Raw genomic sequence first — 20,335 nt, 5'->3', positions numbered from 1 at the left:
CCACCCCGACCCCACCCCGCGAGCTTCTGTTGATCATGAAGTTATTGCCAGTTGTGGCGGCGAGTTGTGAAGGGGGTGCCGAGGTGAGGGGTGGCCAGGACGGTGGGGGAGTGGGTGTGCAGGGCGGTTCGCCGGGAGGTGCGGGCTAGTTCCGGGTCTTCCTCGTGGGCGTACGCCAGGTCGGGGTCGACGAGTTGCACCATGTGCACCAGCAGGTCCCCGGTGAGCAGCATCCGTTCGTCTGCCGAGGTCAGGAGCACCGACTGGTGGCCCGGGGTGTGGCCGGGAGTGGGCAGCAGACGTACCGCCGGGGTGAGGGCGGTCTCGCCGTCGACCGCCCGGAGCTGGCCGGCGGCGCGCAAGGGCGCGATGAGGCCGGCCGGCAGCCCGGGGTTGAGTGTCTCCGCCGCGTCGAGTTCGGCGCGCTGCAACAGGTAGCTCGCGTTCGGGAAGTACGGCCGTCCCGGTGTGCCGGTGACCGCCCAGCCGATGTGGTCGCTGTGCAGGTGGGTCAGGACGACAGTGTCGACATCGGCCGGGTCGATGCCCGCGGCGGCCAACTCGGCGGGCAGCCGCCCCGGCACGGGCGCCCAGCTCGCGGCGGGTGCGTCGGCCGGGCCGATCCCGGCGTCGACCAGGGTGACCGGCCCGTCGCCGGCGCGGATCGCGAAGCTGCGGAACGGTAGCCACCACTGCCCGTCGGCGGTCACCGAATCGGGGTCGCGCCGGTCGGCCTCCGCCCAGTGGGCCGCTGTGGCCTGCGGAAACGCCTCCGCGCGGGGCTGGAAGAAGGCACCCTCACCGTCAGTGAGTGCGGTGACCGTGATAGACCCGAGGGTGCGGTTCAGTGGCATCGGACGATGATTCCAGGGCATTCCTGTTCCGCGCAGCCCGGTTTCGCCGGCCGGTCGAGGCCGGCTGGGGGCTGCCGGCCCAATTGCAGTACGCTCGTACTGCTTGAGCACGTGTCCCCCGAGAGGAGCGCCGGTCGATGGCGAAGATCAAGGTAAACAACCCGGTCGTAGAACTCGACGGCGACGAGATGACCCGGATCATCTGGAAGCAGATCCGGGAGCAGCTGATCCTGCCCTACCTCGACGTCGACCTGCACTACTACGACCTGTCGATCCAGCACCGCGACGAGACCGACGACCAGGTCACGATCGACGCCGCCAACGCCATCAAGGAGCACGGCGTCGGCGTCAAGTGCGCGACCATCACCCCGGACGAGGCCCGGGTCGAGGAGTTCGGCCTGAAGAAGATGTGGCGGTCGCCCAACGGCACCATCCGCAACATCCTCGGCGGCGTCGTCTTCCGTGAGCCGATCATCATGTCCAACGTGCCGCGGCTGGTCCCCGGCTGGACCAAGCCGATCATCATCGGCCGGCACGCCCACGGTGACCAGTACAAGGCCACCGACTTCGTCGTCCCCGGCCCGGGCACGGTGACCATCACCTACACGCCGGCTGACGGCGGCGCGCCGATGGAGATGGAGGTCGCCAACTTCCCCGGCGGCGGCATCGCCATGGGCATGTACAACTACGACGAGTCGATCCGGGACTTCGCCCGGGCGTCGTTCCGGTACGGACTGGACCGCAACTACCCGGTCTACCTGTCCACCAAGAACACCATCCTCAAGGCGTACGACGGCCGGTTCAAGGACATCTTTGCCGAGGTGTTCGAGACCGAGTTCAAGGCCGAGTTCGCCGCTGCCGGCATCACCTACGAGCACCGGCTCATCGACGACATGGTCGCCGCCGCGCTCAAGTGGGAGGGCGGCTACGTCTGGGCCTGCAAGAACTACGACGGTGACGTGCAGTCCGACACCGTCGCGCAGGGCTTCGGCTCGCTGGGTCTGATGACCTCCGTCCTGCTCTCCCCGGACGGCCGGACCGTCGAGGCCGAGGCCGCGCACGGCACTGTCACCCGGCACTACCGGCAGTACCAGAAGGGCGAGAAGACCTCGACCAACCCGATCGCGTCGATCTACGCCTGGACCCGGGGCCTGGCCCACCGGGGCAAGCTGGACGGCACCCCGGCGGTCACCGAGTTCGCCAACACCCTGGAGCAGGTCATCGTCGACACCGTCGAGGGCGGCCAGATGACCAAGGACCTCGCGCTGCTCATCTCGCGCGACGCCCCGTGGCTGACCACCGACGAGTTCATGAACGCGCTCGACGAGAACCTGGCCCGCAAGATCGCTGCCTGATCCAGGCGTACCGCGTCATCGGAGCCCGCCGGCACCCCTGCCGGCGGGCTTCGGCGTGTCCGGCGCCGCCGCGCCGGTCGGCGTCACTGCGGCCGGCGCGCCTCGTTGACCAGGATGGACGAGATGCCAGTCGCGTCCAGGAAGGTTGACTACGGTCGACCCGCGGCACCCGTGCGCCGATCAGCCAGCCTTCCCGGCTGTGCCGTGCACAGCCAGCCGTCCCTTCCCTGCGGGGGGCCCTGTCCCGGGCCCCCCGCGCCCTGTTTCCCGACAAGCTCATGCCGCGCCGCGCTCAGGCTCCCCGCACGGCAGGTTTTTCAGACGGCGCGCAGCAGGTCGGCGGCGCGTTCCGGGGCGATGTCGTTGATGAAGACGCCCATCCCGGACTCGGAGCCCGCCAGGTACTTCAGCTTGTCCTTGGCCCGCCGGATGCTGAACAGCTGTAGGTGCAGGTGGCCCAGCTCGCGGTCGACCCGCACGGGCGCCTGGTGCCAGGCCGAGATGTACGGCATCGGCATGTCGAACAGGCCGTCGAAGCGGCGCAGCAGGTCCAGGTAGAGCGGCCCGAAGGCGTCCCGTTCGCTGTCGTTGAGCGCCGGGATGTCCGGCACCACGCGGTGCGGCGCGATGTGCACCTCGAACGGCCAGCGGGCGGCCGCCGGGACGAACACCGTCCAGTGTTCGTTCTCCGTGACCACCCGGTCGCCGGTGGCGCGCTCGGCGGCCAGCACGTCCGCGTACAGGTTGCCCCCGCCGGTTCGCTCGGCGTGCCGGCGCGCCGCGGCCAGCAGCGCGCGGGTGCGCGGCGTCACGAAGGGGTACGCGTAGATCTGGCCGTGCGGGTGGTGCAGCGTGACACCGATCTCGACGCCCCGGTTCTCGAAGCAGAAGATCTGCTCGACGCCGGGTAGCGCGCCGAGCACCTCGGTGCGGTCGGCGAGCGCGTCCAGCACGGTGCGGACCCGACGCGGGGGCAGGCTGGCGAAGGAGGCGTTGTGATCCGACGTGAAGCAGACCACCTCGCACCGGCCGAGGCCCGGCCGGACCGGTGTGAAAGGGGTGATCTCCCCGGGCTCCTCGGCCACCCGACCGCTCAGCGACGGGAACCGGTTCTCGAAGACCACCACGTCGTAGTCGGGTGCGGGGATCTCGGTCAGCCGGTCGCCCACCGACGGGTCGAGGGGGCACTCGTTCGCCGGTGGGAGGAAGGTGCGGGTCTGCCGGTGCACGGCGACCGCCACCCACTCGTCGGTCAACGGGTCGTAGCGCAGTTGCGACGCGGGGGGAGGCGGCGGCAGGTCCCGGCGGTCCGGCTGGTCGCGGACCGCGTCGTCGCGCTCGTCGAAGTAGATCAGCTCCCGGCCGTCGGCCAGGTCGATCGCGGTGCGCTTCACGGCGCCGTCCCCTCAGTTGTCGGCGTGCGCGTCACGCGGCCCGCCCCTGTCGCCTTCACCATGATCAGTTCGCCCACCTGTTCGCCGACTACCCGTCGTGCGGTTGGAGGCAACCGGTCGTCGCTGACCAGTACGTGGGCCGCCGCCAAAGCGACGATCGAGGAGATGCCGACCGTGCCCCACTTGGTGTGGTCGGCGAGCACCACCAGTTGGTCCGCCGCTGCCACGAGCGCCCGATCGGTCTCCGCCTCCATCAGGTTCGGGGTGGTGAAGCCGGCCCGCTCGGTGATGCCGTGGACGCCCAGGAAGAGCAGATCCAGGTGCAGCGACCGGACTGCCCCGACCGCGAGCGGGCCGACCAGCGCGTCCGACGGTGTGCGTACGCCGCCGGTGAGCACCACCGTCTGGTCCGGGCGGCCGCCGGCGTGCATGATCTCGGCCACCGGCAGCGAGTTGGTCACCACGGTCAGCTCGGGCACGTCCACCAGTCGGCGGGCCAGTTCGGCCGTGGTGGTGCCGGCGGAGAGCGCGACCGCCGCTCCCGGCCGGACCAGCTGGGCCGCCCGGTCGGCGATGGCGGCCTTCTCCGGCAGTTGGCGGACCGACTTGGCGCGGAAGCCCGGCTCGTCGGTGGAGCTTGGCCCGGTCGTGGTGGCGCCGCCGTGCACCTTGGCCAGCAGGCCGCGCTCGTGCAGCGCATCGAGGTCGCGTCGGATGGTCATGTCGGACACGCCGAACTCGCCTGCCAACTCGCTGACCCGGACGCCGCCGGTCGAGCGGACCCGCTCCAGGATGGCCGCCTGCCGCTGCTGAGCGAGCATTCGCCGTGCCTCCCCGGGCGTCCACGTACTCTCACGCGGTCAAACGTGTTCCAACAAAGATGAACACTAGCGCGTGCCGCTCAGCGGTGGAAGGAACGGGTACGGCGACGCGTCAGGCGGTGGCGATCTTCAGCTCCACCCAGCCGGTCTCGGTCAGATGGTGCAGCACGACCTGCACCGCGTCCGCCACGCTCAGGTCGGTGGTGTCGAGCACCAGATCGGCGTCGGTCGGCTCCTCGTACGGGTCGTCGATGCCGGTCATCCCGGTGAGCAGGCCGGCCCGCGCTCGCGCGTACAGGCCCTTGCGGTCCCGCCGCTCGCACACCTCCAGCGGGGTGGCAACGTGCACCAGCACGAAACCCGCTCCGGCGGCGAGAGTCATCTCCCGGGCGGTGGCCCGGGCCGCCGCGTACGGGGCGATCGGGCAGCAGATGCCCACCCCATGGTGTCGGGCGATCTCGGCGGCCACCCAGCCGATCCGCCGGACGTTGAGATCCCGGTCGGCCTTGCTGAAGCCCAGCCCGGCGGAGAGTTCCCGGCGCACCACGTCCCCGTCGAGCAGGGTCACCGTGCGGTCGCCGCTCTCCCGCAACGCGTCCGCCAGCCCCCGGGCGATCGTCGACTTGCCGGAGCCGGAGAGACCGGTCAGGAAGACCACCAGCCCACGCTGCCGCCGCGGCGGCCGGGCCCGGGCCAACTCCCGTGCCACGGCGGGCGGGGTGTGCCACTCCGGGAGTGGGAAGCCCCGGTCGAGCAGGTCGTCGATCTCCGGCTGGGTCAGCGCGAGCCGGCGGTTGCGCGGGGGGATGTCCTCCCGCCAACGCCACTGCCCGTCCCGGTTGTCGTAGGCGAGTTCGCGCGGCACCAGCACCCGCAGCCCGGCGCCGGAGAGCATCTCCCCGGTGGAGAGCAGGTGGGTGACCCCGTACGCGGCCGAGACCCGGGCGCGCAGCAACGCGTCGCTGATCTCCTCGCGTCGGTGCGACAGCGGCACCGCGACCAGGGTGGCGGGTGGCATCCGGTCCCGCGCGGCGAAGATCGTACGGACCAGCGCCTCCGGCGGGAGCCCGTCGACGCCGCCCTCGCCGACCGGGATCATCACGAGCAGATGAGCGGCCAGGGTGCGGGCGGCGTGGGCGATCTGGGCGAGCTGTGGACGATGCAGGGGCCGATCGGCGATCACCCCGAGCACCCGGCCCGGGGGCAGCAGCGCGCGGACCTCGTCCGGGTTGCGCCGCAGTCGCTGGAACGGACCGTGCCCACCGTCGCCCAGCCGCCGAACCTGGCCGCCCACCCCCGCCACGCCCTCGCGCACCGGCCAGACGTCGGCCACGTCCAGGGCGGCCGCCGGGGCGCCCTCCCCGTCGGTCAGCACGAGCGCCCGGCGGGCCGGGTCGCGCGGATCGAAGCTCTGCGCCAGCGCGGCCGGCACCTGGAGGACGACCGCCACCTGCCACGGTGTGCCGTCGGCCAGCCGGGCGCGTCGGCTGACCGAGACCAGGTCGGCGCGGGTCATGAAGCCGGTCAGAGGGGCGTACGCGCCGGTCAGCAGCAGCTCCAGATCCGCGAGCTCACCGGGACGTGGCGTGTACGCCGGTGCGTCCCGTAGCACCTCGTCGGGCAGCACCCAGCCGTTGCTCATCCACACCCCCCACTCGCTGACCGGCACACAGTTTCGCAGCCGACCGCCCATCGGTCGAGGGCGCCACTCCAGGACCCCCGCGGGCGGATCAGCGCTTGATCCGACGGCCTATCGCCGACCGCACCCGGTTCCACACCTTCCGCTCGTCGCGGATCCGGGGTCGCGAGCCATCGGCCCGGCAGATGAACACCAGCGGCAGTCGCGCGTCCTCGGTCCAACCCACGTTGGTGATCCGGGCCTTGAGCAGCCAACTGCCCCTGGTCCGGCCGCCGTTGAGGGCGGCGAAGTCGATCGTGGCGGTGGCCCGGTGCACCAGGTGGACGGTGTCCGCTCCGGTCGTACCGGTGATCCGCTCGGTCTCGAAGGTGTTCGGAAGAAATATCTCGGCGCCGGTCTCCCGGTGGCGGGCCACCAGGTCCAGGCGGGCCTTGCGCACCTGCGCGGTGGCGTCGAGCACCTCGGGGGCGATCTCCTCCATCGGGAGCACCAGCACGTCGCGGCCGTCGTCGGCGCGGAAGCCGACCGGCTGGTCCGCGGCGCGCAGCTCGGCGGCGACGGTCACCGTGACGGCGTGGTCGGCACGCCGGAGTTCGTCGATCGTGCCGTGTGCGGCGATGCCCGCCTCCCAGCGGGCAAGCCTGCGCAGGTCCGCGACGCGGCCCTGCTCCGCCAGGTACGCCACGGCTCGGAGCAGGGGCGGCAGACCGCCCGCGACACCAGGGGCGAAGCGGTCCTGGATGATCTTCTGGATCTCGAGCGCGACCTGCTCCAGCCATGCCTCGGGGGCGTTCAGCAGCCGCTTTCCGCGCAGCCGGCTGAGCATCTCGTTGCGCAGCCAACGCCGGTGCAGCCGATCCCGCAGCGGACCCGGCTCGGTGTTGGCGTCCACGACGTCCAGCGCCTCCCGCACGCTGGCGTAGTAGCTCGACGGGTCCAGTTGGCCCGCGGTGACGTTGCGCGCGTCGCCCCGCTGGACGTGGTGGTAGCAGGTGTAGTCGGACAGCACGGAGGTGCGCCGGGACAGGAAGTAGGCCCGGACGACCAGCGAGTGGTCCTCCAGCCGACGCTTGCCGCCCTCCGGGAACCGCAGACCGTGCTCGTTGAGGAACGACCGCCGGAACAGCTTGTGGCAGGTCAGGCTGTCGATCAGTGGGGAGTTGCCCAGGGTGGCGTCGAAGCGGTTCTTGCGGAACAACTCCCGGGGCACGGGGCGCCCGTACCCGGCCATCTTTCCCACCACGATGTCGGCGTCGTTCGCCTTCGCGCAGGCGTGGAGCCGCTCCAGCGCCTCGTCGGCGAACCAGTCGTCGTCGTCGGCGAAGAAGACGTACTCGCCGCGGGCGTGGTCGATGCCGAGGTTGCGCGGACGCGACGGCCAGCCGGAGTTCTCGATGTGCAACACCCTGATGTGCGGGTGCTCGGCGGCCAGCCGGTCCAGCCGGTCCGCGGTGTCGTCGGTCGAGCCGTCATCGACGAAGATCGCTTCGAATTCGTCGGCGGGCAGTGACTGGCGCAGCAGCGAGGCGGCGAGCTTCTCGATGTGCGGGCCGCAGTTGTACGCCGGCACCACGACGCTCACCTTGGGGACGCCCACCTCGGCCATCAGGATCCCTCCCGCGTCGTCGGTCGATCACCGGGCGGGTCGATGCCTGGTGAACGGGAGGTGAATGGTGTCACCTTGGATGTGTCTTTCCCAAGGCGGGGTCGGGCCGAACGCGGGACCGGCGGAAACGTCGCGAGGGCCTCGGCGGGGGACCTTAGGGGTCCGGCGGGAAAAGGATCAGGGGAGTGCCGGGGGCGTGCCGGTGTCCCTGCTGGGCATCGACTCCCTACGCTGGGCGCGTGACACTGATCGCGACCCAGTCGCTCACCAAGACGTACGGAGGTCGGGTCACCGCGCTGGCCGACCTCACCGTCGCCGTCGAGCCCGGGATCATCGGCCTGGTGGGCGCGAACGGCGCCGGCAAATCCACGTTGATCAAGATTCTGCTCGGCCTGATCGCACCAACCAGCGGTCAGGTCTCGGTGCTCGGCATCGACCCGACCGCAGACCCGGCGGCTGTCCGCAACCGGGTCGGCTACATGCCGGAGCACGACTGCCTCCCACCGGACCTGTCCGCCGCCGAACTGGTCACCCATCTTGGCCGAATGAGCGGCCTGCCCCGCACCGCGGCTCGCGAGCGGGCCTCGGAGGCGCTGCGGCACGTGGGGCTCTACGAGGAGCGCTACCGTCCGGTCGGGGGCTACTCGACCGGCATGAAGCAGCGCGTCAAGCTGGCCCAGGCGCTGGTGCACGACCCCGACCTGCTGCTGCTGGACGAGCCGACCAACGGCCTGGACCCGGCCGGCCGCGACGCCATGCTGGCCCTGGTACATCGGATCGGCACCGAGTTCGGCATCTCCGTGCTGGTCTGCTCGCACCTGCTCGGCGAGGTCGAGCGGATCTGCGACACGCTGATCGCCATCGACGGCGGCCGGCTGCTGCGCGCCGACAACATCTCCGCGATGACCACGGCCACCGACGTGCTCGCCGTGGAGGTCAGCGAGGGCACCGAGGAACTCGCCGCCCGACTCGCCGAACTGAAACTGCCGGTCGCGCGGGACGGGCGACTGCTCCTCGTGCCGCTCGCCGACGACGGCACCTACGACCTGATCCTCGGTGCGGTCGCCGAGCTGGACCTGCCACTGCACCGACTCGACCAGCGCCGGCACCGGGTGGCCGAACTCTTCGCCGCGAGGGAGCTCACTCATGCCTGAGCCGTCCACCACCGCCGTGCGCCCCACGCCGACCGGCGTCATCCACGACATCGGCTACCAGCGCTACGAGGGCCCGAGGCTGGGCCGCCGACAGGTCTTCGGCGCGCTCTACCTGCACGGTCTGCGCACCGCGTTCGGTTTCGGGCGCAGCGCCAAGGCCAAGATCTTCCCGTGGCTGGTGGTCGGCATCGTCTCCCTGGTGGCGGTGGCCCTGGCCGCGGTACGCAGCCAGATCGGCGAGCCGGTCGCCACGTACGCCCAGTTCGCCGACGCGATGAGCTGGCTTGTCATCTTCTTCGTCGCGGTCGTCGCTCCGGAGCTGGTCTCTCGGGACCTGCGCAGCGGCGTGCTGCCGCTGTATTTCTCCCGGCCGCTGCCGCGCGCCGACTACGCGCTGGCCAAGCTGCTGGCGCTGGTCACCGCCCTCTGGCTGCTGCTCGGCGGGCCGCAGCTGCTGATGTTCCTGGGTGCCGCCTTCACCACCAAGCAGGGCATGCGCGGGGTGTGGAACGAGCTACTCGACCTGCTGCCCGGGCTGCTCTACGCCGGGCTGTGGGCGGTGGTCTTCGCCTCGGTCGGGCTGCTGGTCGCCTCGCTGACCGGCAAGCGCGCCTTCGCCGCCGGTGGGGTGGTGGCGGTCTTCCTGATGACCACCCCGATCGTCGGGGTGCTGAGCATCCTGCCGTCGCGCGCCGCCAACGAGCTGGCCGGGCTCGCCTCGCCCTCCACGCTGGTGCAGGGGGTGGGCATCTGGTCGCTGGGTGACCTGCTGGTCGAGGGCGATCCGGGCGAGATGATGATCGGCGGGTTCGGCCCGGTGTACGCCCTGGCCGCGGTGCTGCTGGTCGCCGGCGCGACCGCCCTCCTGCTGGCTCGCTACCGGAAGGTCGCCTCCTGATGAGCACGCTGAGCCTGACCGGGGTGTCCCGGTGGTACGGCAACGTGGTCGCGGTCAACGACATCAGCATGGCCCTGGGGCCGGGCGTGACCGGGCTGCTCGGCCCGAACGGCGCCGGCAAGACCACGCTGCTGCACATGATGGCCGGGTTCCTCGCCCCGTCGCGCGGCACGGTCACCCTCGACGACGAGCCGACCTGGCGTAACCCCGACGTCTACCGGCGGCTGGGGCTGGTCAGTGAGCGGGAGGCGGTGCAGGGTTTCCTCACCGCGTACGAGTTCGTGCTGGCCAGCGCGAAGCTGCACCGGCTGGCCGATCCGGCGGCGGCGGCCCGACGGGCGATCGACCTGGTGGAGCTGGAGTCGGCGCAGGACCGCCGGATCGGCACGTACTCCAAGGGCATGCGGCAGCGGGCCCGGGTTGCCGCGGCGTTGGTGCACGACCCGCAGGTGCTGTTGCTCGACGAGCCGTTCAACGGCATGGACCCGCGCCAGCGGCTGCACATGATGCAGCTGCTGCACACCCTGGGTGACGCCGGTCGGACGATCCTGTTCAGCTCGCACATCCTGGAGGAGGTCGAGCAGGTCTCCGGCACGGTGCAGGTGATGGTGGCCGGGCGCTTGGCGGCCTCCGGCGACTTCCGGACCATCCGCCGACTGATGACCAACCGCCCGCACGTCTTCGCGGTGCGTTCCACCGACGACCGGGCGCTGGCCGTCGCGCTGATCGCCGAGCCGTCGGTGAGCGGGGTCGAGTTGGACCCCACGGGCCTGACCGTGCGGGCCGGTGACTACGGCGCGTTCACCCGGGCGCTACCCCGGATCGCACTGAACAAAGGCATCCGGGTGCGCCAGTTGGTGCCGTCCGACGAGTCCCTGGAGAGCGTCTTCTCCTACCTGGTGGAGGCCTGACATGTCGACAGTTACCTGGATCACCGCGCGCGGGTTGTTCGGCCGACGTCGGTTCCTGCTGCTGCTACCGCTGCCGTTGGTGCTGCTCGGGCTGGCCGTGCTCTGCCGGTCGTTGGGGGTGGACCCGGGCGAGTGGGGGCCGCCGGTGCTGGTCGGCCTCGGGCTGGCCGTGGTGCTGCCGGTGGTCGCGCTGATCATCGGCACGGGCGTGTTGGGCGCCGAGATCGACGACGGCACTGTCGTGCACATCCTGACCAAGCCGCTGCCGCGCTGGCAGATCGTGCTGCCAAAGCTCGCGGTGGCCGCCGGGGTCACCGCGGTCACCGTGGCGGTGCCGCTCTACGTCGCGGGAGTGCTGGCCGATTCGGTACGCCTCGGTCTTGCGCTGGCGTTCGCGGCGGCGCTCGGCGCGCTGGCGTACTCGGCGTTGTTCCTCGCGCTCAGCCTGGTCACCAGGCGGCCGGTGCTGCTCGGGCTGGTCTACGTGCTGATCTGGGAGGGGCTGCTGGGCAACTTCGTCAGTGGCACCAAGGTGCTCTCCATCCAGCAGTACGTGATCGCCCTCGCCGACCGGATCGCCCCCACCGGGCTGCTGGAGACCAGCGTGTCGGTGCCGGTGGCGTCGGTGATGACCGCGCTGGTGAGCGTCGGCTTCACAGTGCTCGCCATCGATCGCCTGCGCTCGTTCAGCGTGGCGGGCGAGACGAGCTGACAGCGGTGCGGGACGCTGTTCCGGCCAGCCCCCGCGCGGCGGTAGGGCTGGCCGGATGGACCGGTCGGGTCACATCGGGCCAGGCTGATGGGCGTGAGCGTCGAAGCGGAGCAGACGTCGTTGGCTGAGCCATACTCCCGCAGCAGCCGGCCGTGGTTGACCAGCCTGGCTGTCGCCGGGCTGGCGTGTGCCACGGTCGCCACGGCGGCTCAGGGCAGCGGCCAGTTCCACTGGTGGGCGGTGTTCATCCTGATCCCGGCCGCGTTGATCGCGGCCAGCGGCGGGCCGTTGCTGGCGCGTGGCGGCGGCCGGGCCTTCGCCGGGTACATGCTCGCCTGCGTCGGCACGATGGTCTTCGCGGTCGGCGCGCTGCTGATGTTCGGCGTGATGGGGCGGGGTTGGCCGCTCATGGTGGTGCTGCCCTGCCTGGCGGTGGCCGGCACCTACGGCTGGCGTGCGGCCCACCCGCTGGCCCGCGGCCTGCACCGCGCGGTGGCCCTGCTCGCGCTGACCGGAGCGCTGCTCGGCCTGACCCTGCAACTGATCCGGGTGGATCTGATCCACCTGGAGACCGGTTGGTGGGGCGCGTTCCTGATGCTGGCCGGGGCCATCGTGCTGGGCAACGCGGGCGAGCTGACCCGGCACCGGATGCCGTACCGCCTCCAGGCGATCACCCTGCTGGTCGGGCCTTCCGTGATCGCGTTCCTGCTCGGGCTGCGCTTCCTGCGCGGCTGGTGACCCGCCGGTCCGCCACCGCCCGAGCGGGCGGCGGCGGCGGACCCCGGTCAGAAGGCGCAGGCGATGACCAGCTCCGGGGTACGGTCCGGGAGCAGATCGAGTTTGGCGATCCGGCCGGCCGCCCGTAGGTCGTCGGCGACCAGCGTGAGCTGCTCCAGCAGCGCCGCCGGGCCGAGCGCCTCCGCCAACGGCACCTCCGCCTTCATCGACAGCTTCCGCTCCGACTTGGCCCGTCGCACCTGGCTCAACGCGTCACCGGCGAGCCGCAGCAGCGCCGGCTCACCCGACCCCTCGATCGTCCGGGCCACCTCGTAGGTGGTGGGCCACGGCGCCAGGTGCACCGAGCCGTACCGCCACCACGACCAGACCTCCTCCGTCACGTACGGCAGCACCGGGGCGAACAGCCGCAGCTGCACCGACAGCGCCGAGGCCAGCGCCGCCCGTGCGGAGTCGGCCGCCGCGCCGGTGCCGTAGGCCCGCTCCTTGACCAGCTCGATGTAGTCGTCGCAGAACCGCCAGAAGAACGCCTCGGTGACCTGCAAGGCCGCCGTGTGGTCGTACGAGTCGAAGGCGGTGCTCGCTGCCGTGACCACGGTGGCCAGCTCGGCGAGCATGGCCCGGTCCAGTGGTGTGGTCGCCGGGGCGCGCAACGCGTCCGCCGCGCCCAGCCCGAGCGCGAACTTGGACGCGTTGAGCAGTTTGGTGGCCAGTCGCCGGCCGACCTTGATCTGCGCCGGGTCGAAGGCCAGGTCCATGCCGGGCTTGCCGCTGGCCGCCCAGTAGCGCACCGCGTCCGAGCCGTGCTGCTCCAACAGGGCCAGCGGGGTGACCACGTTCCCCTTGGACTTGGCCATCTTCTTGTGGTCGGGGTCGAGGATCCAGCCCGAGAGCACGGTGTCCCGCCAGGGCAGCACCCCGTGCTCGAAGTGCGAACGGACCACGCTGTCGAAGAGCCAGGTCCGGATGATCTCCTGCCCCTGCGGGCGGAGGTCCATCGGGAAGACCTGGGCGAACAGGTCCGGGTCGGTCTCCCAGCCACCGACGATCTGCGGGGTCAGCGACGAGGTGGCCCAGGTGTCCAGAACGTCCGGGTCGCCGATGAAGCCGCCCGGCCGGCCGCGCTGCGACTCGTCGTAACCGGGCGCCGGATCGCTGGATGGATCGACCGGCAGCGCGGACTCGTCCGGCGTGAGAGGGTGGGACCAGTCCGGCTCGCCAGTGTCGTCGAGCCGGTACCACACCGGCACCGGCACCCCGAAGAAGCGTTGACGGCTGACCAGCCAGTCCCCGTTCAGGCCGCCCACCCAGTTGTCGTAGCGGTGTTTCATGTGCGCCGGCACCCAGTGCAGTTGCTCGCCCCTGCCTAGCAGCGTGGCTCGCAGCGCCTCGTCCCGGCCGCCGTTGCGCAGATACCACTGTCGAGTCGAGACGATCTCCAGTGGCCGGTCACCACGTTCGTAGAACTTCACCGGGTGGGTGATTGGGCGAGGCTCGCCGATCAGGTCACCGGCGTCGGCCAGCATCCCGACGACCTCCCGGCGGGCGCCGTTGACGGTCTGCCCGGCCAGCGCCGCGTACGGCTGCGCCGGCACCCCGTGCGGCGGCTCGGGAAGCAGCCGACCGTCCCGGCCGATCACCACCCGGGTGTCCAGCCCCAGCTCACGCCACCAGGTGACGTCGGTCAGGTCACCGAACGTGCAGACCATCGCGACGCCGGTGCCCTTGCCGGGATCGGCGAGTGGATGGGCGTACACCGGCACCTCGACGTCGAAGAGCGGGCTGCGCACCGTGGCGCCCACCAGGTCGGCGTACCGCTCGTCGTCGGGGTGGCAGACCAGCGCCACACAGGCCGGCAACAGCTCGGGTCGGGTGGTGTCGATGAGCACCTCACGCCCGTCGGCCGCCGCGAATCGCAGTCGGTGGTAGGCACCGGGGCGCTCCCGGTCCTCCAACTCCGCCTGGGCGACAGCGGTGGCGAAGCCCACGTCCCAGAGGGTCGGCGCCTCCGACTGGTACGCCTCGCCACGGCGCAGGTTGCGGACGAACGCCCGTTGGCTGGTGGTCCGGGCGATCCGGCCGATCGTCGTGTACGTCAGGGACCAGTCCACCGAGAGCCCGAGCCGCCGCCACAGCGCCTCGAAGGCCTGCTCGTCGATGACCGTCAGCCGTTCGCACAGCTCGATGAAGTTGCGCCGGGAGATCGGGGTGGGGTCGCGGCGGGCCGCGTCGTCGACCGGAGCCGCCGGTGGTCGCCACACCGGGTCGTACGGCAGCGCCGGATCGCAGCGCACCCCGTACACGTTCTGCGCCCGACGCTCGGTGGGCAGGCCGTTGTCGTCCCAGCCCATGGGGTAGAAGACGGCCTTGCCGCGCATCCGCTGGTACCGCGCGGTGGTGTCGGTGTGCGTGTACGAGAAGACGTGCCCCATGTGCAACTCGCCCGATACGGTCGGCGGCGGGGTGTCGATCGAGAACACGTCGCTCCTGCGACCATTCCGGCTCGGCACGTCTGACGCCGCGCCGCGACCCGGAACGGTCGTCTTCGAGCGGTCGAACGCGTACGTGCCTTCCTCCTGCCAGCGGCGTGCCCAGCTCTCCTCGAGCCCGTCCAGGGTCGGACGCTCGGGAACGCCGGCGCGGGCCGTCCTCGCCGTATCGGTCATCCTGCGATCGTAGGCAGGGGCCAACGGCCGGACCACGGGTTAACCGGCGCGCCACGACAATTCGTGCCGAAGGGCTGTCGGCCGGCGCGGCGGCAGCCACCGACGAGGTGTCCGGGTCGACCGCTGGGGGCCGACCGGCTGGTGCCGGTCGGCCCACCCGTCAGCGTGCGACCGGGCCGGCCACCGGGCCGGACGTGGCCAGCCGGATCCGCAGCCTGTCGCCGCTGCGGGCGTTGGCCCGCTCCAGGATCGTGGAGATCGGGGCGTAGGAGTTCTGCTCGTTCGGGTTGGTGCAGGCGCCCTGCCCCGGGTCGCCGTTGGAGAGGATGCCCAGCGCCTTGCCGTCGGCCTCGGTGAACAGCGGCCCGCCGCTGTCTCCCGGCCGGGCGCAGATCCGCACGTCGATGCCGCCGCTGCTCTTGCCGGTGATCTCCCCGCACCGGGTGCCGGGCACGTAGCCGGCGCCGGCGCCGGAGTCGACGTACTGCTCACCGGCCTTCGGGGTGTACGCCGACCCGGTCGCGCAGACGACCCAACCGCTCTGGATGGCGCTCCACGGCACGTAGCCGGTGATCCGTACGTCCCGGCTGCCGCTGGTGGCGCATCGCGGGTTGTCCGCGACGCACCAGTAGTTGACCAGACTGGGTGCGCTCCTTGTCCCCCGCGGGTACGTCCACTGGCGCAGAGCCGCAGGCTGGTACGGCATGATCGCGTAGTCGTACGGGTAGGCGTTTTCGGCCAGGTCGGGGTTGGGCGCCTCCACGGTCACGGGCACCTTCGGGCCGAGGAACTGGTGCCAGGTCCGGTCGACCTGCTGGTGCCGTCCGCCAACGACGCAGTGCCCCGCGGTCAGGACGTACGCGTCGCGCACTCCGACGGTGAGGTTGAAGCCGGTGGTGCAGCCGCCGACGGTGCCGTCGTCACGGGGCACGTCCAGGCGGATGCCGCCGCGCATCGGCGCCTGTGCGCAGTAGCGCGGGTCGCACGCCTTCTGCACGTTGGTCGCGGGGGTCCGGGCCTGGGTCCGGGTCGGCACCCCAGCGGAGCGGCGTGCCTCGGCCAGCCGCGGGTGGTCCGCCGTGATCTTGTCGCCGGTGAGCACCACGATCTCGTTGGCCTGCTGATCCACCACGACATCCGAGCCGGGTGACGCGTCGAGGGTGACGGCGATGGCGGCTGCGGCGTCGGTGAGCTGACTCACTGTGTGCCGCACGGCGACCACCCGGACGTTCACCGGGTCCGTTACCTCGGCCACGGCCGCCTGCACCGCCGCGACGTCGGTCGCTCCGACGGTCAGCACGCCGCCGGCCTTCTGGTCGAGCCACATGCCGCCGTACGAGCGCGGGACCTGCTCGGTCAGCCGCGCGGCGAGGGGCGCGGACAGTTCCTGGAGGGCGAGCCGCCGGGCCGCCTCGGTCGTGGAGATCCGGTAGCGGTCGCGCAGGTACGCGACCGATTCGGGCGCGGCCTGAGCGATCGCCTGGGCCGGTCGGACGCGCACCGGCCCGGAGGCGGCATTCGGCTCCGTCTTCTGCTCCGTCTGCGGCCCGGTCGCGACGCCACCGGAGGCGGTTGCGCCCGGTGCCGTGCTCGCTCCGCTGGCTGTCGCGCTGCCCAGCCTTTCCTCAGCCGCTGCCGCCGTCGTCGACGGGCGCTCGGCTCCGTCTCCTCTGGTCACCGCGACGGTGGCTCCGATCAGACCGACGACGGTCAGCCCAGCCACGATCAAGCGTCCCCGTGTGCGCACCCCGTACCCTCCCCGTGTGTTCGGTGGTGCCGGCCGGAACTATCCGGTCGTTGTTGCCGGCCTCACCAGGCGGGTGCGGCCGACGAGCCGTGATTGTAGCTAGACCAGTGATTCCCGCCACTGCCGATGCAGGGCGGCGTACCGGCCGTCGGCCTCGGCCAGCACGGCGGGTGCGCCATCCTCGACGACCCTTCCGCCGTCGAGGACGAGCACCCGGTCGGCGGTCTCCACTGTGGAGAGCCGATGGGCGATCACCAGTGCGGTGCGGTCGCGCAGGATGGTGCCGAGTGCCCGCTGCACCAGACGTTCCGTCGGCACGTCCAGCGACGACGTCGCCTCGTCCAGGATGAGCACGGTCGGGTCGGCCAGGAACGCGCGGGCGAACGCGACCAGTTGCCGCTGCCCGGCGGAGAGCCGGCCGCCGCGCCGGTGCACCTGAGTGGCGTACCCCTCGGGTAGTGCGGCGATGAAGTCGTGCGCGCCGATCGCCCGCGCGGCGGCCTGGACGGCGGCGTCGTCGGCCCCCGGGCAGCCGAACCGGATGTTCTCCGCGACGGTCCCGCTGAACAGGTGGTTCTCCTGCGTCACCAGCACCACCGCGCGGCGCAGGTCGGCGTCGAGTACGTCGCGCAGGTCGACCCCGTCCAACCGGACGGTGCCGGTGTCGGGGTCGTGGAACCGGGCGACCAGCTTGGCGATCGTCGACTTGCCCGCCCCGGTGGGGCCGATCAGCGCCACGGTCTGCCCGGCCGGCACGGTCAGCTCCAGCCCGCAGAGAATCGGGGTGTCGGCCCGGTAGCCGAAGCCGACCGCCCGAAAGATCAACTCACCACGGCCGGGGCCGGTCGGCAGCGGTGTGGGCCGGGCCGGTTCGGCGACCGTCGGTCGTTCGTCGAGCACCCCGGCCAACTTCTCCAGCGCGGCGGTGGCCGACTGCAACGAGTTGTAGAACTGGCTCAGCTCCTGCATCGGCTCGAAGAAGCGGCGCAGGTAGAGCAGGAACGCGGCGAGCACACCGATCTCGGTCTGCCCGCCGAGCACCCGCCAACCGCCGTAGCAGAGCACCACCGCCACTGTGACGTTGCCGACCAGCTTGATCGCGGGCGAGTACGTGGCGATCAGCCGGAACGCGTGCAGGCTGCTCCGCCGGTAGTCGTCGCCGAGCGCCACGAAGATCCGTTGGTTGCGAGGCTCCCGGCGGAACGCCTGCACCGCCCGGATGCCCCGCATCGACTCGACGAAATGCACGATGACCAGCGCGACCGCGTCCCGGGTCCGCCGGTACGCGCTGGCCGACGACCGGGCGAACCAGCGGGAGAGCCAGAACAGGAACGGGAAGGCGAACAGCGTCACGGCCGCCAGCGGCAGGTCCAGCCAGAGCAGGATGGCGGCCACCGACAGGATCGAGAGCCCGGCCAGCACCAGGCTGTCGATCCCACCGTCGACCAGCTCGGCGATCGAGTCCAGGTCGCTGGTGAGCCGGGAGACCATCCGGCCGGACGTGTACCGCTCGTGGAAGCCCACCGACAGCCGCAGGAAGTGCCCGAACACCCGCTGCCGCAGGTCGAGCAGGACGGCCTGGCCGATCCGGGCGGAGAGGGTGAGGAAGCCGCGGCGGGCCGCGTACTCGGTCACCGCGGCCACCGCGAACGCCCCGGCGACGGTGACCAGCGGGCCGGAGTCGCCGGCGCGCAACGGCGGGATGGCCCGGTCGATGCCGATCATGACCAGGTACGGGCCGGCCATCGCGGCGGCGTTCTGGGCGAGCAGCAGGGCGACCGCTGCGGCGAGACGCCTCCGATGCGGGCGGAGCAGGTCGCCCAGCAGGGCGCGGCTGAGCCGGCGCAGCCGGGACACCGCCTCGGGGCTGGTGTCCTCGGCTCGACTGCGGTCGGCCTCCGGGTCGGTGGCGGTTCCGCGCCAGCGGGTGAGCTCGGGCTCCTCCTCGGGAGGTGGGTCGGCCTGCTCCGGCACGCTCACGAGCGCACCAGCCCCCACCCGTCCGAAGGGGACGAACTCGGCCCGCTGGCCCCAGCCGACGGTGGATGCCCGGCGGGCGGCTCGGCGGCGAGCAGCGCCCGGTACGCCGGAACGGTGGCCAGCAGGTCGGAGTGCCGGCCGGTCGCCGTGATCCGCCCGTCCTCCAGCAGGGCGACCCGGTCGGCCAGCGCGATCGTCGACGGCCGGTGCACCACCAGCAGCGCGGTGCTGTCGCGCAGGACCCGCCGTAGCGCCGCCTCGACCAGGGCCTCGGTGTGCACGTCGAGAGCGGAGAGCGGGTCGTCCAGCACCAGCACCGCCGGTCGGCCCAGCACGGCCCGCGCCAACGCGAGTCGTTGCCGTTGCCCGCCGGAGAGGGACAACCCCTGCTCGCCCACCCGGGTCGCCAACCCCCAGGGCAGGTCGTACGCGAAGTCGGCCTGGGCCAGTGCGAGGGCCGCGCGGATCTCGTCGTCGCCGGCGTCCGGGCGACCCAGTGTGAGGTTCTCCCGCACCGACATGGAGAAGAGCGTGGGTTCCTCGAACGCCACCCCGACCAGCCGGCGCAGCGAGGCCAGCCGCAGCTCGCGCAGGTCGTGCCCGTCCAGGGTGATCCGGCCGGTGGTCACCTCGTGCAGCCGGGGCACCAGGGAGAGCAGCGTGCTCTTGCCGGAGCCGGTGGCGCCGACCAGGGCCAGCGTCTCGCCCGGCTCGATGGTCAGGTCGATCTCGCGCAGCACCCCAGTGGTGGCACCCGGGTAGCTGAACGCCACCCGCTCGAAGCGCAGCCGACCGTGCACCGCGTCCCGCGGCAACGCGACCGCGCCCGGAGAATCCACGATCTCCGGCGGAGTGTCCAACACCTCCTGGATCCGGTCGGCGGCGGTGGCCGCCTCCTGACCGTTGGCGATGATCCAACCCAGCGACTGCACCGGCCAGATGAGCATCAGTTGGAGACTGACGAACGCGACCAGCTCGCCGATGGTGAGCGCGCCCTGCGCGGCGGCGGCCGCCCCAGCCGCCAGCACCACGCCCAGGGTCACGTTGGGCACCAGGTCGAGCAGCGCCGAGGTGTTGGCCAGCAGCCGCCCCTTGCCGATGCCCGTGTCGTGCAGCCGCCGGGCCGCACTGGCGAAGCGAGCGGCCAGTTCGGGCCCCCGCCCGTACGCCTTCATGGTGCGCAGGCCCTGCGCGGTCTCCTCGACCAGCGTCGCCACGTCGCCCTGCTGATCCTGCATCCGGCGGGACGCGGCGTGGTAGTGCCGGCCGAACCGGCGACTGATCAGCAGCAGCGGCACCGCGCTGGCCGCGACCAGCACCCCGAGTGCCGGGTGCAGGGTGATCAGCAGCACCACCACGACCAGGTACGTGGTCAGGTTGAGCACCAGGAAGAACACGCCGAAGGAGAGGAACCGGCGGATCACCGACAGGTCGCTGGTGATCCGGGAGAGCAACTGGCCGGACTGCCAGCGGTCGTGGAAGCTGGTCGGCAGCCGTTGCAGGTGCGCGTAGACGTCGGCGCGCAGTGCCGCCTCCATGCCCACCGCCGAGGACGACTGCACCCACCGGCGGATGAAGATGAGCACCGCCTCGACGACGCCGAGCAGCAGCGCCAGGCCGCCGAGCTGGAGCAGCCCGGCCGGTTCGTGTCGGGCCACCGGCCCGTCAACGACCCGCTGCACTACCAGTGGCACGGCGATCCCGGCCGCGGTGCCGGCGAGGCCCGCGACGAGCAGCCAGGCGAACTCGGCGGCGTACGGGCGCAGGTAGGGGCGCAGCCGCCAGAGGTTGTGCACGGGGTGGGTGCCCGCGGCGGCCCGGGCGGCCGGTTCGCCGTCGCTCTCCACAGGCACTACCAGACGG

The 20,335-nt window shown here is 71.8% G+C and carries 15 protein-coding genes; 6 read left to right on the top strand and 9 right to left on the bottom strand.

All coding sequences use genetic code 11. From position 1 onward, the window contains the following. Window positions 1-41: 41 nt before the first annotated feature. Window positions 42-854: an MBL fold metallo-hydrolase gene (locus tag ACQRWP_RS23975; RefSeq protein ID WP_430497918.1), complete on the bottom strand. Its 813-nt coding sequence runs from the start codon at window positions 852-854 to the stop codon at window positions 42-44. Between the two features lie 137 nt (window positions 855-991). Here ACQRWP_RS23975 and ACQRWP_RS23970 point away from each other — a divergent pair, with 137 nt between their 5' ends. Next, window positions 992-2,209 carry an NADP-dependent isocitrate dehydrogenase gene (locus tag ACQRWP_RS23970; RefSeq protein WP_124773753.1) on the top strand — a complete coding sequence of 406 codons (1,218 nt, stop codon included), beginning with the start codon at window positions 992-994 and terminating at the stop codon, window positions 2,207-2,209. A gap of 317 nt (window positions 2,210-2,526) precedes the next feature. Here ACQRWP_RS23970 and galT read toward each other — a convergent pair whose 3' ends face one another. From galT to ACQRWP_RS23950, 4 genes are all read right to left on the bottom strand, one after another. Continuing rightward, window positions 2,527-3,603: a galactose-1-phosphate uridylyltransferase gene (gene galT / locus ACQRWP_RS23965; protein WP_430497915.1), complete on the bottom strand. Its 1,077-nt coding sequence runs from the start codon at window positions 3,601-3,603 to the stop codon at window positions 2,527-2,529. Beyond that, window positions 3,600-4,424 carry a DeoR/GlpR family DNA-binding transcription regulator gene (locus tag ACQRWP_RS23960; RefSeq protein ID WP_430497913.1) on the bottom strand — a complete coding sequence of 275 codons (825 nt, stop codon included), beginning with the start codon at window positions 4,422-4,424 and terminating at the stop codon, window positions 3,600-3,602. The genes galT and ACQRWP_RS23960 overlap by 4 nt, the downstream gene beginning before the upstream one ends. Window positions 4,425-4,536: 112 nt before the next feature. Beyond that, window positions 4,537-6,066 carry an adenylyl-sulfate kinase gene (gene cysC / locus ACQRWP_RS23955; RefSeq protein ID WP_430497911.1) on the bottom strand — a complete coding sequence of 510 codons (1,530 nt, stop codon included), beginning with the start codon at window positions 6,064-6,066 and terminating at the stop codon, window positions 4,537-4,539. Window positions 6,067-6,154: 88 nt separating this feature from the next. Beyond that, window positions 6,155-7,669 carry a glycosyltransferase family 2 protein gene (locus ACQRWP_RS23950; RefSeq protein WP_430497909.1) on the bottom strand — a complete coding sequence of 505 codons (1,515 nt, stop codon included), beginning with the start codon at window positions 7,667-7,669 and terminating at the stop codon, window positions 6,155-6,157. Window positions 7,670-7,908: 239 nt separating this feature from the next. Here ACQRWP_RS23950 and ACQRWP_RS23945 point away from each other — a divergent pair, with 239 nt between their 5' ends. The 5 genes from ACQRWP_RS23945 to ACQRWP_RS23925 all read left to right on the top strand — a co-directional run bounded on the left by ACQRWP_RS23945 (window position 7,909) and on the right by ACQRWP_RS23925 (window position 12,082). Then, entirely contained in the window at window positions 7,909-8,823 is a 915-nt protein-coding gene (locus ACQRWP_RS23945) for an ABC transporter ATP-binding protein (RefSeq protein ID WP_430497907.1), read from the top strand. Continuing rightward, window positions 8,816-9,721 carry an ABC transporter permease gene (locus tag ACQRWP_RS23940; RefSeq protein WP_430497905.1) on the top strand — a complete coding sequence of 302 codons (906 nt, stop codon included), beginning with the start codon at window positions 8,816-8,818 and terminating at the stop codon, window positions 9,719-9,721. Before ACQRWP_RS23945 ends, ACQRWP_RS23940 begins: the two co-directional genes overlap by 8 nt. Next, window positions 9,721-10,632 (top strand): ABC transporter ATP-binding protein, encoded by a 912-nt coding sequence (locus ACQRWP_RS23935; protein ID WP_430497903.1) that lies wholly within the window; start codon window positions 9,721-9,723, stop codon window positions 10,630-10,632. Before ACQRWP_RS23940 ends, ACQRWP_RS23935 begins: the two co-directional genes overlap by 1 nt. Before the next feature lies 1 nt (window position 10,633). Then, a complete protein-coding gene (locus ACQRWP_RS23930) occupies window positions 10,634-11,344 on the top strand; it encodes an ABC transporter permease subunit (protein ID WP_354947849.1) in 711 nt (236 codons plus the stop codon). A 93-nt stretch (window positions 11,345-11,437) separates the two neighbouring features. Then, entirely contained in the window at window positions 11,438-12,082 is a 645-nt protein-coding gene (locus tag ACQRWP_RS23925; protein ID WP_430497900.1) for a hypothetical protein, read from the top strand. A gap of 47 nt (window positions 12,083-12,129) precedes the next feature. Here the strand turns inward: ACQRWP_RS23925 and valS are convergent, their stop codons facing one another. The 4 genes from valS to ACQRWP_RS23905 form a co-directional block, all read right to left on the bottom strand. Continuing rightward, window positions 12,130-14,745, bottom strand: coding sequence for a valine--tRNA ligase (valS, locus tag ACQRWP_RS23920; RefSeq protein WP_430497898.1), 2,616 nt, complete (start codon window positions 14,743-14,745; stop codon window positions 12,130-12,132). A 160-nt stretch (window positions 14,746-14,905) separates the two neighbouring features. Next, window positions 14,906-16,468 (bottom strand): trypsin-like serine protease, encoded by a 1,563-nt coding sequence (locus ACQRWP_RS23915; RefSeq protein WP_430497896.1) that lies wholly within the window; start codon window positions 16,466-16,468, stop codon window positions 14,906-14,908. A gap of 123 nt (window positions 16,469-16,591) precedes the next feature. Beyond that, the gene (locus tag ACQRWP_RS23910) at window positions 16,592-18,472 is read right to left on the bottom strand and encodes an ABC transporter ATP-binding protein (protein WP_430497894.1); all 1,881 of its coding nucleotides are present in this window, start codon (window positions 18,470-18,472) and stop codon (window positions 16,592-16,594) included. Then, window positions 18,469-20,325 (bottom strand): ABC transporter ATP-binding protein, encoded by a 1,857-nt coding sequence (locus ACQRWP_RS23905; protein ID WP_430497892.1) that lies wholly within the window; start codon window positions 20,323-20,325, stop codon window positions 18,469-18,471. The genes ACQRWP_RS23910 and ACQRWP_RS23905 overlap by 4 nt, the downstream gene beginning before the upstream one ends. Between the last annotated feature and the right edge of the window lie 10 nt (window positions 20,326-20,335).

It is taken from the genome of Micromonospora trifolii, from assembly GCF_050516465.1.
Lineage (GTDB): Bacteria > Actinomycetota > Actinomycetes > Mycobacteriales > Micromonosporaceae > Micromonospora > Micromonospora trifolii.
This window is presented reverse-complemented; position numbering and strand designations above follow the sequence as displayed.